Origin of the sequence: Enterococcus sp. DIV1316a, from assembly GCF_050536915.1 — a bacterium.
GTDB lineage: Bacteria > Bacillota > Bacilli > Lactobacillales > Enterococcaceae > Enterococcus > Enterococcus faecalis.
Window position 1 is genome coordinate 2,259,076 of sequence record NZ_CP172913.1, and the last position, 13,530, is coordinate 2,272,605.

Annotated in this window: 13 protein-coding genes and 1 tRNA gene; 3 read left to right on the forward strand and 11 right to left on the reverse strand. The window is 36.1% G+C overall.

Annotation, left to right across the window (positions count from 1 at the left end; translation table 11 throughout):
• From IGL56_RS10760 to IGL56_RS10780, 5 genes are all read right to left on the reverse strand, one after another.
• On the reverse strand, window positions 1-972 hold the full coding sequence (locus IGL56_RS10760; protein WP_002356333.1) for an ROK family glucokinase: 972 nt from the start codon (window positions 970-972) through the stop codon (window positions 1-3).
• Window positions 973-1,191: a YqgQ family protein gene (locus IGL56_RS10765; RefSeq protein WP_002356332.1), complete on the reverse strand. Its 219-nt coding sequence runs from the start codon at window positions 1,189-1,191 to the stop codon at window positions 973-975. It abuts the gene before it with no gap.
• 17 nt (window positions 1,192-1,208) lie between these two features.
• Complete coding sequence (locus tag IGL56_RS10770) at window positions 1,209-1,919, reverse strand: rhomboid family intramembrane serine protease (protein WP_002362481.1); 711 nt, start codon at window positions 1,917-1,919, stop codon at window positions 1,209-1,211.
• Window positions 1,920-1,929: 10 nt separating this feature from the next.
• On the reverse strand, window positions 1,930-2,472 hold the full coding sequence (locus IGL56_RS10775) for a 5-formyltetrahydrofolate cyclo-ligase (RefSeq protein WP_002385677.1): 543 nt from the start codon (window positions 2,470-2,472) through the stop codon (window positions 1,930-1,932).
• Window positions 2,473-2,559: 87 nt separating this feature from the next.
• Window positions 2,560-3,330 (reverse strand): alpha/beta fold hydrolase, encoded by a 771-nt coding sequence (locus IGL56_RS10780; RefSeq protein WP_002356329.1) that lies wholly within the window; start codon window positions 3,328-3,330, stop codon window positions 2,560-2,562.
• A gap of 165 nt (window positions 3,331-3,495) precedes the next feature.
• On the opposite strand from IGL56_RS10780, the gene IGL56_RS10785 reads away from it, so the two are divergent.
• The 3 genes from IGL56_RS10785 to IGL56_RS10795 all read left to right on the forward strand — a co-directional run bounded on the left by IGL56_RS10785 (window position 3,496) and on the right by IGL56_RS10795 (window position 6,811).
• Entirely contained in the window at window positions 3,496-4,071 is a 576-nt protein-coding gene (locus IGL56_RS10785) for a DUF805 domain-containing protein (RefSeq protein ID WP_002356327.1), read from the forward strand.
• A gap of 89 nt (window positions 4,072-4,160) precedes the next feature.
• Window positions 4,161-5,726 carry a membrane protein gene (locus IGL56_RS10790; protein ID WP_025189119.1) on the forward strand — a complete coding sequence of 522 codons (1,566 nt, stop codon included), beginning with the start codon at window positions 4,161-4,163 and terminating at the stop codon, window positions 5,724-5,726.
• Window positions 5,678-6,811, forward strand: a complete 1,134-nt coding sequence (locus IGL56_RS10795) for a DUF4950 domain-containing protein (protein WP_002392337.1) — start codon at window positions 5,678-5,680, stop codon at window positions 6,809-6,811. Before IGL56_RS10790 ends, IGL56_RS10795 begins: the two co-directional genes overlap by 49 nt.
• Before the next feature lie 259 nt (window positions 6,812-7,070).
• On the opposite strand, the gene IGL56_RS10800 is transcribed toward IGL56_RS10795, so the two are convergent.
• The 6 genes from IGL56_RS10800 to thrS form a co-directional block, all read right to left on the reverse strand.
• On the reverse strand, window positions 7,071-8,135 hold the full coding sequence (locus IGL56_RS10800; protein WP_065813791.1) for an FUSC family protein: 1,065 nt from the start codon (window positions 8,133-8,135) through the stop codon (window positions 7,071-7,073).
• Between the two features lie 254 nt (window positions 8,136-8,389).
• Window positions 8,390-8,641, reverse strand: coding sequence for a hypothetical protein (locus IGL56_RS10805; protein WP_010816040.1), 252 nt, complete (start codon window positions 8,639-8,641; stop codon window positions 8,390-8,392).
• Window positions 8,642-8,730: 89 nt separating this feature from the next.
• Window positions 8,731-8,820 (reverse strand) — tRNA-Ser (locus IGL56_RS10810).
• A 95-nt stretch (window positions 8,821-8,915) separates the two neighbouring features.
• Complete coding sequence (gene rpmG / locus IGL56_RS10815; protein ID WP_002356321.1) at window positions 8,916-9,065, reverse strand: 50S ribosomal protein L33; 150 nt, start codon at window positions 9,063-9,065, stop codon at window positions 8,916-8,918.
• A 125-nt stretch (window positions 9,066-9,190) separates the two neighbouring features.
• Window positions 9,191-11,326, reverse strand: a complete 2,136-nt coding sequence (locus IGL56_RS10820) for a peptidoglycan D,D-transpeptidase FtsI family protein (protein WP_010816041.1) — start codon at window positions 11,324-11,326, stop codon at window positions 9,191-9,193.
• A gap of 164 nt (window positions 11,327-11,490) precedes the next feature.
• Window positions 11,491-13,428: a threonine--tRNA ligase gene (gene thrS / locus IGL56_RS10825; protein ID WP_429861307.1), complete on the reverse strand. Its 1,938-nt coding sequence runs from the start codon at window positions 13,426-13,428 to the stop codon at window positions 11,491-11,493.
• Window positions 13,429-13,530: the final 102 nt, after the last annotated feature.

The window sequence follows — 13,530 nt, forward strand, 5'->3', positions numbered from 1 at the left end:
CTATTTCTCTTTTGAAAATTGTAATGCTAGTGAAGCGGCACCAATGACGCCGGCCTCATTACCTAGCTCTGCTAATTTGATTTTTGTACTATTTCGAACTTGCGGGAAAGTAAATTCTTGGAAATATTTTTCGACACGACTACGTAAAAATTCTCCTGCTGCAGAAACACCTCCACCGATAACCACGCTATCTGGATTTAACGTGTTACCTAAGTTTCCTGTGGCCAAGCCTAAATAGAAACAAACACGATCCACAACCATTAAAGCAAAATGATCGCCTTTTTCGGCAAATTCAAAAACGTCTTTACTTGAAACATCTTGTCCATCATCAATCGCTTGTTTCAGTTCAGAGTCACCTGCAAACTCTTCTGATAAATGACGTGCAACACGAACGACACCAGTGGCACTAGAAACAGTTTCTAAACAGCCACGTTTCCCACAGGTACAGTCAAAGCCGTTAGGATCAACCGTCACATGCCCAACTTCACCAGCACAGCCAGCAACACCGTGGAGTAATTCTCCTGCTGCAACAATGCCTCCGCCGACACCTGTTCCTAAAGTAATAAAAATCACGTCGGGATTGTTTTCCCCCGCGCCTTTCCAACGCTCACCTAAAGCGGCAACATTGGCATCATTATCTAAGGCAAACGGAATTCCTAAAGCAGATTCGATTTGTTCTTTGACAGGCTGTACAGTCGTCCAGTTTAAATTATAGGCACCTACAACAGTTCCTTTTTCAATGTCGACACTTCCTGGTGTTCCCATACCAATTCCCACAAAATCTTCTTTTTTCATATTATAAAGATCTATACGGTGACGAATACTTTCAATAATTGATGGCACAATGTGCTTGCCATCTTCTAAAATATTCGTTTCAATACTCCATTTTTGTTGAACAACGCCATCGGTTGTTAAAATAGCAAATTTGATGGTCGTTCCACCTAAATCAATCCCAATAATCTTCTTATCCATTTAGTCGATTCCTTTCTGCTTCCCTCTAGATTCTTCTATTCGATGCTCTCTTTGCAAAATATGCCGGGCCTGTAAATACGTATCTCGGTCTACCAATTGACCTTCATACAATTTTTTTAATTCAATCATCATTAACTCAATATCATAAATCCGTGCACCGACATAAATATACATCCCAAACTGTTTAAAAAGTTGTTGTACATCATATAACGTTTCCATACGAAAACACTTCCTTATTATACAGGTAAACCGTATTTTTTAAAACCCAATAACAGACAAATTACGACAAGAAAAATAAAAATTAACGTGGCCATAATTCGCTCGTGCTTATTAAATGCTTCTTCACGATTTGGAACAGCAAAAGCCGTCGCGACTAATAGTCCACCGATTAGACCGCCAACATGACCCATCATATCTACAGAGCTACTAAACAAGTTAAATAACAAATTAATCACAATAAACATTGAATAGCGTTGCACCATATACATAATCGCTGGATTGTCTCTAAAATGGCGTCCTAAAATAACAAATGCTCCAAACAAACCAAAAAGCGCTGTACTAGCACCGGCTGAGACACTGTTGGGTGTCCCAAAGGCAAAACTGGCGATATTTCCAGCAATCCCACTCAATAAATAAATTCCCAAATAGCGCCAATGCCCATAAATTGCCTCAACCTGTGCGCCGATATAATAAAGAGTAACCATATTCAAAATAATATGCATAAACCCAATGTGAAGAAACATTGGCGTGATAAACCGCCAGTATTCATGATTTTGAGCTACCAGTGGACGAACCATTGCTCCCCAATTAACTAAGTTTAAAATATTTTCTGATCCTCCAGTTAATTCCAATCCAAGGAAAACAATGATTGAAATACCTAAAAGGGCATACGTAATGAACGGCTGATTTTTTAGCCGTTTCAATTTCATTTCTGTTTGATAATTCATTCCATTCCTCCTATTGTATAAATAATTGTTCGATTGGCTGATCAAACGCTTCTGGTTGCCATTGTTCATGGAGTTGTTCACTAAAAACTAAACTACATGAATGGCCCGAAAAATGTTCCAAATAACGATCATAAAAACCACCGCCGAAGCCTATTCGATAGCCAGCCCGATTGAAAACAATCCCTGGCACAATCAATAAATCAATCGCTGTAGCTGTTATTTCTGCCGCTGTTAACGGAGGTTCTTCCACGCCAAATGCACTGGTGTCATAAACCGTCTCTGGAAAAACTTGATAAAAGTACATTTTGCCTCCTTTAAATGTTCGCGGCACCGCCACTTGCTTGCCTTCTTGCATGGCCCGTTCGAAAATTGGCTGTGTTGATAATTCTAGCGGTAACGACCGAATCATTCCGATTGTTTGTGCTTGTTGCCATTGCTGACTAGCAAACAACTGTTCATAGAGACTTGATTCTTTATGTTGTTTAATTTCTGGATGTTGTTTTAGCCATTCTAGGGCAGTTAAGCCCACTTTTCTCAACTTGTTTTTCTCCATGTACACCTTCAACCCCTTTTCTGTTAAGTTTATAGAAAGTGTTCTTAAAAAACAAGCTGATTCCCCTTTTCTCTTTGAAAAATCCCGTTATTTTTCTAACGTTTTTGACGCTTCTTTAAAAAAGTCAACAACCAAATCCATTGTTTCTCCTTTCACTAAATGCCGCTCACCGATTTCCGTTATAAATTGCGTATTTCTCGCATACGTTTTCCCAGACACTAATTGTTCAAAATCAGCCATGTCTTCATAGGGAATTTTTTCATCTTCCGTTCCATGCCAAAACAGCATCGGTCGTTCTTGTAGTCTTTCTGGCGTTTGTGATAAATCGTATTGATGCACCCAACTTAGCAACAGTGGCAAGTCTTTAGGTACAAAAATAGCAAATTCTTTCGCCCGTTGAATCACTCGCTGAATATAGCGCGCCGGATAGGGTGTTCCCATTAAGCAAGCAGCAGCTTGAATCTCAGGATGTTGGGTCATAAGAGCGCTAGTAGTAATACCGCCCATGGATACACCACCCACGCCAATCCAATTTTCTTTAATCAACCCTAATTTATGAAAATGATGGATAATTACTGGAAATTCAATTAAATTATATTGAATGCTACTCCAAAATGTAATCGAAGGAATCGTGGAAATAGGTCCTGTTTTTCTTTCTCCATGGTTCATGGCATCTGGTAAAATGACCCGAAACCCCTCGTGTGCTAATTTTCTTGCTTGTGTTAAAGATAATTCTTTAGCTGATTGCCAACCATGATAGTAAACAATTAAAGGTAATGCTTCGTTTTTTTGCTCTTCTGTTGTCACTTCTAATGCTGGAATTTTTGCTATGTAGCGATGTCTAATACTGATTTTCATTCATGATTCCTCCATTATAAAATATCTTCTCTTATTTTACCGTTTTTTGATAAAACCTGCTCTTTATATGATTTATCAAAAAAATCACAAAATATGCGAATTCGCATTTTCCTATTTTATTACTTTCCGTTATAATCATTTTATTAAATACAAAGGGGTGTTTTTATGGTTAAAATTGAGGAAAAAGGCAAAGTAACATTTGGACAAGCTTTTAAAGATTATTTTCGTGGATATGTTGATTTTAAAGGTCGGACCACACGTGCTGGTTATTGGTGGATGACATTGGTATTAAGCATTTTAGCACTTATTTTTTATATTGCCATTGTCGGCAAAGCCGTGTCAGCAATTTTAGCAGCTGAATATTTTGAAACCTATGATTTTGGAAACTTATTACCGTTGATGCTTTTTGCACTTGTTTTATGGTTAGCTTTATTATTACCAACGTGGGCAATGTGTGTACGTCGGTATCGTGATGCTGGGATGACAGGTTGGGGCGTGCTTGTTTTATATCTACTTTCTATTGCCTGTAGCTATACACAAGTTTTCTCTGTTATGTCAACACTGAAATATGATGTTCAAACAGATACTGTGATAACAGGTGGCAGTCCCGTCTTCTTATTTTTCACTCTTGTGATTAGTCTGTTTTTCTTCTTACTAACAGTCTTACCGACAGATAAACTAACAACAACTAGCCAAAATAGCGTCTTACGCTTCTTCTTCCGTTACAAAGAAGTGAAGTAAGGAAAAGTTTTAAGCCTTTCTTTTAAAAGAAGGGCTTTTTTCTTATTTTAAAATCTTTATGATAAAATAAGAACTAGTCTAGCTAAAAAATGGAAGGAGAAAATATGGCTACTTTTAAACGGATTCTGAATCTAGAAAATTATATTTTTACTTTTTTTATTTTATTTGTCTTTTACGGCGCAATTAACTCTCCCTATTCGCTGGTAAAAATTCTTTGGGAAAAGCCTAAGCACTTGCTTGTTTTACTTCCTCTATTAATTATTCTATTGTTGATTATTTATAAAAACAAAAAATTTCTTTACACTAAGATTCAAGCGCTCTGGTGCTTAATAAAAGCCCATGATCGTGTGGTTATTATTGGTAGTTTGATCAGTTTATTTTTACTGCAACTTTTACTCCTGACGCAGATTACTGTGCCGATTGGCTGGGATGTTTTTGACAACTTTCATAGTATTACCACTGAAAATAGGGATTATTCAAAAATCGTACTTTCTTTAAACCCCAATAACGAATTTTTCTTTTTCATGATGTATTACCTGAATAAATTTTTGCGTTTCATTGATGTAACAGAGAGCTGGAGCAATACTTGGTTTAGTTGGCAAGTGGTTAATTGCTTGTTTATTAATAGCAGTTTATTTCTCTTTTATCATGCCTCTAAACGTGTCTTCAATCCATTAACGGCCTTCGTTGCTTATAGTTTATTTTTTCTTTCTTTCGGATTGTCTCCATGGTTACTCACGCCTTATACAGATACGGCCGTCTTATTGTTCATCAACCTAGTCTTTTTTGCATATAGCCTTTTTGAGAAAGTTTCCCCTCCCTTCGTAAAATATTGTTTATTACTGTTTATTGGGATTGGCCTAGCTTGGTGTTTTTTAATGAAACCTTCGTCTATTATCTTTTTTATTGCATTTAGTTGTATCAAAGTGCTGCAACTTCTTTTAGTAAATCGGAACAAACAGTCTATCGTAAAATTAACCGTGGTTGCTCTCTTTTTACTGACTGGTTTCGCCAGCGCATATTATAGTTTTCAATTTTTTGTGGAAAAACAAACGATTACGGAAATCGATAAAGAACAAGCCAAACCTTGGACACTTTTTGTAATGATGGGTTTGACTGGAACTGGCGGTTACAATGATGCAGATACACAAGCAGTAAATCAGTTGCCTACACAAGAAGCCAAAAAAGCTTATACCATAAAAATGATTCAAGACCGTTTAAAAAATAAAGGATTCTTCGGTTATCTCCGTTTTCTGGCTCAAAAAAATCGTCATAATACTGCCAATGGTGATTTTGACTGGGGTTGGGATGGCGGTGATTTAATCCCAGAAACACCTTCTAAAAATCGTTGGCAAGAACACTTGCGGTCACTGTATTATCCGCAAAATCAAAAAAGTAACTATCTACGAATTTATATGCATTTTTTCTATTTACTCACATTACTAGGTCTATTGTTCAGTATCCCTCTAAAAGATTCAAAAAATAACTACGCGATTTTAAAATTAGCTTTCATTGGAGCTATTCTGTATTTATTGCTCTTTGAAGGCGGCCGCTCTCGCTATTTAATCCAGTTTATGCCGTTTTGGTACTTGTTATCAGCGAGTGGTTGGCTGGGGTTGAGAGAGATTCGAAGATACAAAAAAACAGTAAAATAGAAAAGAGGATTGAATTAAAAATGAAAAAAAGTTTACTGGGGTTGATTGTTTTTTTATCCTTACTGAACCTTACTTCTTGCAGAAATAAAGTGACCACAAAAGAGCTAATGGCAAACGAGTGGGCCGTAAACTCCAACGTTGATGAAGTAGTAATGATTGTATCATTCAGCGAAGATACCGCTACTTTCAAAATCAATACAGATGAACACACATCAACTGCAAAAAATGATTTGGAAAAAGCAGGCGAAGAATTAGGTAAACAAATTGCAAATAAAATAGAATACAAAGTCAAATACCATCTAAAAAACAATCAAATTCGTTGGAAAAATGAAGGAAAAGAAGTAGCTTACAAGATAAAAAAAGAAAAGCAAAATCTACTTTTCACTCCTACTAAGACAAACAATTCTGATAACCAAACAAAACTAGTTTTGAAACCTTACACAAAGAAAAGTATTGATTCTTCCACTCAAAAAGATAAAACGGAAGAAACCAGCTCTAATTATCAAAACGTCTCATCTGAAACAAACCAATCTACCTCTTCATCTACTACTAAAGAACCGCTACCACAAGTTAGCTTAGCTGATTTTATAGGCGGTTGGGGTATTCCTCAAAGTGATAACTTATTTTTTATAAATGCTGACGGAACACTCACTAGCATAACTCAATCGAATGTTCCTCTTCAAAATGTAAGTTTTTCTGTGGATGAGAATGGTAATCAAACAATGACGTTTCTTTTGAATAATACGCCCCGAACAGTAACGAAAAATAATGATGGTACTTTAACTGTTAATGGACAAATATACACTTATCTAGGTAATATTACGTTGGAACAATTAATTGAAAGAAATACTCAAACTCAACAAGTTTTTGAACAATCTGAACAGCAACCACCACAAAACTCTGATTCTCGTGAACAAATACAAAATTCTAAATCAGACCAACCTATATACGATACGGTACGAAGTGGTGAAGGTGGGCGACAGTTAGCCGAAAGAAATGGTTTAACCTTAGAAGAATTATTAGCATTAAATCCAGGCATTGAAACTTCTGTTTTTTATCCTGGTCAGTCATTACGAATTAAATAGAAATTTAGGTATACTAATAGATAATAATCTATAAAAGTAGAACTGGACCATCTACCATTTACTTTGGGATACCAGTTGATGGCAATAGGTTTGACGAAGTGGAACTAGACCTTGTACCTACTGGCTCAGCAAAAATTGCGACATTTGATATAGCAGTTGGGCATTGATTAACAGCATGCATATAATTTGATAATATGGAATATAAACAAAAATGTCTAAGGAGCCTAACATTCTTTCAAGAAAGAATGTTAGGCTCCTTTTATTCAGACAATTTCAGCCACTCCTTGCGATTGCAATAGGACATAGTTTTTACAAAGACAAAATGATAAAGCAAACCGTAAGCTAGCCCCAACATATTTAACAAAATTCTTAAGTAAAGACTTGTTTCTAGCCCAAATATCATAGAAGCTGCCATGATAGCACCAACACAATTAAAAATCGTTTTACTTTTATAAGATGTGCATAAGCCTAAACAAAGTCCTCCTAAAATACCAAGTAGGTTCGTTGGTATATAAAATAACAAGATAGCCGATACTAGAGAACCAATAACGACCCCTATTATTCGTTCTTTTGCTCGTTCAGACAATTTAAACGTATCATACCCAGAAAATAATGACGAACTAGCAAATGTTGCCCACATAAAGCGGTCAATCTGAAGGTGCGTTCCTATAAAAAGTAATAAGCTAATGCCTAAAGCGTAATAACTAAACCAAATATTTCTTTGATTAAAAAAACCATTTTCTGTAACCATCTGTATAAAAGTAATCTCTTGATCCAATTTTTTATGTTTCACATGATAAACAAAAGCTAAAAGTAGATAAGCAAACACTAATACAAAGAAAGTTTGTTCTAATTGCTGAAACGATTGATAGTGAACCGTGCCAACTAAATATAAGTAGGAGAACGTATACAAGCCAGGATTACCCATTTTAGGGTTTTTACCAGTTAAGAAAAACAATGCCAGCAAGCAGATAAAATGAAGGCCCAATTGTAAAAATGATACAGAAATCAGTGAAATTAATGGACTAACACCTAGAATTGTTAACACGATTCCTAAACTAAGCAAGGCCTGTTTTTCCCTGTAGCCATATGAGACGAAACGGATACTCAACAGCAAACAAAATAATACAATTGAAAAAGGCGCTACAGCTTTTCCAAAGAAAAAAGTAATCGTCGACACCCATAAAATCGCAAACGAAACTAATAAGATATCCCTTATTAACAAGGCGCGCCAAAAATATCTCCGCTGTTTTTTAGTATCCGCTTGATGAATTTTTTGTTTTAAAATAAATGGATCTAACTGCAATAATTGATAAAAAGTCACCTAAAATCATCTCCTAAAAATCGACTCTTCTCAATTCATTATTCCAACTTTTCCTTCTATAAAATCATAAGAAAAGTAGTTGTGACGAACATTTTACTACAACTTTTTTTCTGAATCAATACATGCTTTATTTCTTAATTCAATACCTCTCCCGATACGATTTGCTTACTTCATAAAAATAAGCCTAGAAAAAATCAAAACGATTAATTCTAGACTCAAAATTAAATAACTGTTGAACAAAAGCTAGCGCTTTTTTACATAAACTTTTCCAACAGACCCATTTCTTTTTCTAATTCTTTTTCATCATACTTGTCATACTTACCAGCTTCGTGTGCAATTTTTTTAATCTCATGAATGGCTTTTTTTTCAACAATCCATTTCTTCATACTATGTTTTTTTGTATCCTCATCTAGCGAGTCCAACTCTTCTAAACTTGCATCCAATTTATTCAAAATGTCTGCAATTTTTGCTAATGCTTGCGCTTCTTTTTCTTCATAGTTTGACATAATAGACACCTCTTCTTAAGTATTTTTCTACTTTAAGTGTACGTCTCTGTCGTTTTATTTGCAACTAATAACTCAACTGCTTCTCGGTACGGAGGATAAGGGATTCGAACCCTTGCACGATGTTACTCGCCTAACGGTTTTCGAGACCGTCCCCTTCAGCCAAACTTGGGTAATCCTCCCTCTACATTCCATCTACAAATGAACATGTAATGAATCAATAGATAAAAAGCCTAGACCCTTACACAACAAGGATTCTAGGCTCTATCTAACTAAATTATTTAGTTTCACGGTGTAAAGTAACTTTTCTTTCACGTGGGCAATATTTTTGTTTTTCTAAACGATCAGGATTATTACGTTTATTTTTATTTGTTAAGTAGTTACGTTCTTTACAAGAAGTACACTCTAAAGTGATGTTTACGCGCATGTTTTCCCCTCCTACTAATAATTGATCTTTCCAAGAGATTTCTTAGACTTGAATATCATACCATTTTTTTTGTCATTTGACTACCCTTTTGGGCAAATTTGTAAAGTAGTTCTACTTTACAAATTTTATTTTTTGTACATTTCCATATACGCTTCTAAAACTTCTTTGGCAATCGTTTGATTTGGTTTGGAAGATTCATCATTTAAGTGTGGTAAAACAACGCTAATTGCAATTTCAGGATTTTCGTACGGCGCATAAGCCACCAAGTTACTATTAACCGTTGTATGGTTTACTCCATTAGCATCTGTTGCTTGCGTTTCGGCGGTCCCTGTTTTAGCAGCAATCGAAAACTTGTCTGATTTTAAACCACGTGCAGTTGTAAAAGGACTAGTTCCATTTACTACATTATAGAAACCTTGTTGAAGAATTCCTATCTGGTCTTCAGAAATATTCACCTTATTCAAAACTTTTGGTTCAATTTCTTTTAAAATTTTTCCTAAAGCTCCATTTTCATCATTGCCATAGATTCCTTCTACCACATGGGGTTGCACGCGGATGCCATTATTTGCGACAGTGGAAACGTACTGTGCTAATTGTAAGGCGCTATAGGTATCATATTGTCCAAAAGATAGGTCAAGAAGATTACCGCCTTGTGGCGCAGATGACGAATCCTTAAAGTCCTTGTTTTGAATTCCTGTTGTTTCTCCTGGTATATCAATTCCAGTTTTCGTTCCCATACCATATTCTGCAAAAGCTTTTCTTAATTCTTTAAAGACAGTGTCATCTCCTACTTCATAAGGGAAAATCATATTGGGATAATAATTCACACCCATCATTTTAAAGACTAATTTCATCATATAAGCATTCGAAGAATATTCTAACGCTTGCTCCGCAGTTAATTGCATGGTTGTTCCGCCAGAAGCATTCCACCAAGAAGCTTTTGGATTACTACCTGCTAGTAAAATAGCTTCATCTGTTAAAACATCATTGCCTTTAATGACGCCTGTTTCATAACCGGCTGTTAAAGTACCTGCTTTCACAACTGATCCAGGAACTTCAGAATTCAAAATAGGTGCTAAAGGATTAGGTGTGACTTCTCCAGTTGCTAAATCATGATGAAATCCGGACATCGCTAAAATAGCACCTGTTTGAGGGTTCATAGCAACGACATATGCATTTTCTGAGTATGGTCCAATGGTTTTGACTATTTGTGAATAGTTTCGTTGTAAAATTTCATCAACTTTGTTTTGGAAATTTGAATCAATCGTTAATTTTAAGTTGGAGCCTTTTTCCCCTTTGGAAATTGGGGTTTGTGAAACAATCTTTCCGTTATTGTCTAAAACGACTTCTGATTTTGCTTTTTTACCTTGTAGAACGTCTTCATATTGTTTTTCTAAATAGCTAGTTCCAACACGGTCATTTCGTGCATAGCCTTTTTTCAAATATTCATCGACTTCTTCGGCTGGCAATCCTTGTTTTTCAGTTGAAACGGTACCCAACAGGCTACGTAATGCACCACTTTGAGAATAATCACGCGTCCAATCAGTCCCTGTTGAAACACCTGATATTTCCGCTGTGTGTTCACCAATTGTCGCAATTTCACCTTCTGTTACCCCTTCATTCTTGATGAAGACCGTGTTCATTTGTGACGCTGCATTCATTCGTTTAAAAATCGTTACTGCTTGTAAGGTTCGGTCATCAAACGCAATTTCTTCAGGGGTGACTTTTTCAACTGCTTTGGCATATAATGTGCCTTCGTCCGTAATTTTGTTGCCTTTTTCATCTTCTTTATCTTGATCGGTTAAACGGGATTGGGCTGCTTTTAAATTTTCAGGATTCGCTAACCAATAATCTTTTTTGTCACGATCCGTTAAGTTTGGATCAACTGGAACGTTAATAAGTTCGTTGACTTTATTCGCAATCGGTAAAATATCTTTTCCTTCAATATTTTTTCCTCGTGTGTAAGTGATTGCTAAATTGGCTTTGTTAGAAACCAAGACTTTTCCTTGTGAATCATAAATTTGTCCTCGAGGGGATGGTGTCGTGATTTGTAGTGAAGAATTGGCAGTAATTTTTTTGTTAAACTCTTCTCCTTCTACAATCTGTAAATACCCTAAACGAACAATTAATGAAACAAATAAAGTGAATATCACAAAAAATAATAAGTTCAATCGAAAAGGAATATGTGGCTTTCTACCTCGTTGACTCTTTGCTGCGGCATCTGTTTTTTTTATTTTATCTATAAATGAGTTTTTCTTCATACCTCTAGTCCCTTCACTAAAAAGTTTCGCATTCTCATTGTAACAAAAAATAGTCAAAAAATCAGGATTATTCCCAGCTCTAAGGAAATATTTAATTATTTTGTTTTTGAAAAAAGTCAAAAGGACTTCTGAATTCAGAAGTCCTTTTGACTTTTTCTCTTTTTTTAACGGCTGTAATTGTGAACTTCAGCAGCCATGCTGTCAATGAAAATTGATAAATCTTCGACAGACGTTTCTTTGCTTCCATAACGACGGACGTTCACCGTTGCATCTTCCATTTCTTTGTCCCCGACCACTAATTGATAAGGTACTTTTTGTGTTTGAGAGGCCCGAATTTTGTAGCCCATTTTTTCGTTACGATCATCGACTTCAACACGTAAGCCTTGTGCTTGTAAACGTTCTTTGATTTCATAAGCATACTCAGAATGCGCTTCTACAGAAACTGGGATAATAGTTGCTTGAATTGGTGCTAACCAAGTAGGGAAAGCGCCTTTGTAAACTTCTGTTAAGTAAGCCACAAATCGTTCCATTGTTGAGACAATACCACGGTGGATAACAACTGGGCGATGTGTATTTTCACCATCTTCGCCAACATAAGTTAAGTCAAAACGTTCTGGTAATAAGAAGTCTAATTGGATGGTTGATAATGTTTCTTCCATTCCTAAAGCTGTTTTTACTTGAACATCTAACTTCGGACCGTAAAAGGCAGCTTCGCCTTCTGCTTCAAAGTAATCTAATTCTAATTCATCCATGGCAGCTTTTAACATCGCTTGCGCTTTTGCCCACATCGCATCATCATCAAAATATTTGTCTGTATTATTTGGATCACGATAGCTTAAGCGGAAACGATAATCCGTAATGTTAAAGTCAGCATAGACTGCCACCATTAACTCCAAAGTACGTTTAAATTCGTCTTTAATTTGGTCAGGACGAACAAAAGTATGGCCATCGTTTAAAGTCATTTCACGAACACGTTGTAACCCTGATAATGCGCCAGATTTTTCATAGCGGTGCATCATCCCTAATTCAGCGATTCGAATTGGCAATTCGCGGTAACTATGAATGTCATTTTTATAAACCATCATATGGTGTGGACAGTTCATTGGACGTAATACCAGCATTTCACCATCGCCCATATCCATTGGTGGGAACATATCTTCATGGTAATGATCCCAGTGACCAGATGTTTTGTATAATTCCACATCTGCCATAATTGGTGTATACACATGTTGGTAACCTAAGCTAATTTCTTTGTCCACAATATAACGTTCAATTGTACGACGAATGGTTGCGCCTTTTGGTAACCAGAAAGGTAACCCTGAACCAACTTCTTGTGAAACCATAAATAAATCTAATTCTTTTCCTAATTTACGGTGGTCACGTTCTTTGGCTTCCTCGCGCATTTTGATAAATTCTTTTAAATCTTTTTTATCGAAAAAGGCAGTGCCATAAATCCGTTGCATCATGTGATTGTCAGAGTTTCCGCGCCAATAAGCACCAGCTACTGAAAGTAATTTAAAGACTTGAATCCGTCCTGTTGAAGGGACGTGAACACCACGACATAAATCAACAAAATCGCCTTGATCATAGACAGTGATGATTTCATCTTCTGGTAAATCTGTAATTAATTCAACTTTGTAAGGATCATCAGCAAATAATTCTAACGCTTCTGCACGTGAGATTTCTTTACGAACGATTGGGTTATTTTCCTTCACAATTTTCATCATTTCGGCTTCAATTGCAGGTAAATCTTCCGCTGTCACAGGGGATTCTCCATTATCTGTATCATAATAGAACCCAGAATCAATCGCAGGACCTACGCCAAATTTAATGTTAGGGAAAAGACGACGTAAGGCATTAGCCATTAAATGAGCTGATGAATGACGTAAAATTCCTAAAGCATCTTCATGATCAGGTGTCACGATTTCAAGCGAACCATCTTCTACGATAGGACGATCTAAATCGATTAAAACACCATTGAATTTACCAGCTAAAGCTTTTTTGGCTAAACTGTTGCTAATACTTTTAGCAACATCAAATGTTGTAATCCCAGAATCAAACGGTTTAACAGCGCCATCTGGAAAAGTAATGTGAATAGACATAATAATATTCTCTCCTTTTAATTTTTTTGATTTGAAGCGTTTCATTGTGTTCCTGTTTTTCACAATGAAACGAAACAGCCACCTGTTCCCCTTGTTAAAAAA